The 617-nt window shown below is 33.2% G+C and carries 1 protein-coding gene; it reads right to left on the bottom strand.

All coding sequences use genetic code 11. The annotated features are described in order from the left end of the window. On the bottom strand, positions 1–617 hold a 617-nt coding region (locus ACGHEH_RS21700), incomplete at both ends, for a hypothetical protein (protein WP_390449864.1).

Consider the following 617-nt stretch of genomic DNA (forward strand, 5'->3'; position numbering starts at 1 on the left):
GCACTATCAAAGCCTATTACTAATTTAGAATACCAATTTTTATCATCTAAATATATTTTCTTAAATTCACCATCATCGTAGCTAACCGATGTAACATAACCATTAGGGCTAACCGCTAAAGGAGTTGCATAACTTGGTTCAATATCAACATAGTCATGTCTTTTTAAAAGCTCTACTTTCTTTGTATTTATATTGAACTCATATAATCCATGTAACCGTGATTCTGGATCATCAAAGTCCGAAGTAAAGAAAAAGCTGGTTTCATCTGCCGACATACCAAGATAGTTAAACTCTGGGCTTTTCACTTTGGCTGGTAGCTTTAATTCTGACCAAGCACCTGAGTTACTTCTGTAATATAAGCTAAAAGAATTTTCTAATGTTTCTTCGTCAATTTCAAAAGTATACGCAGCTCTCGCATTACCATTCTGATCTGTAAAAAAGCCTTTAACATCATAAGGAATATCTACACTTACAAATTTCTTACGACCATTTAATACATTCAATCTATGCAGTTTCGCCTTGAATTTCCCTGCTTCAAATCGAGGTACTTGAATTAAGATTTCGTTTTCATTTTCCGGTAATAATGATGATATTGAAAAGTAAGTATTAGAAGCGTC

Source organism: Pseudoalteromonas sp. MTN2-4, from assembly GCF_042848605.1.
GTDB lineage: Bacteria > Pseudomonadota > Gammaproteobacteria > Enterobacterales > Alteromonadaceae > Pseudoalteromonas.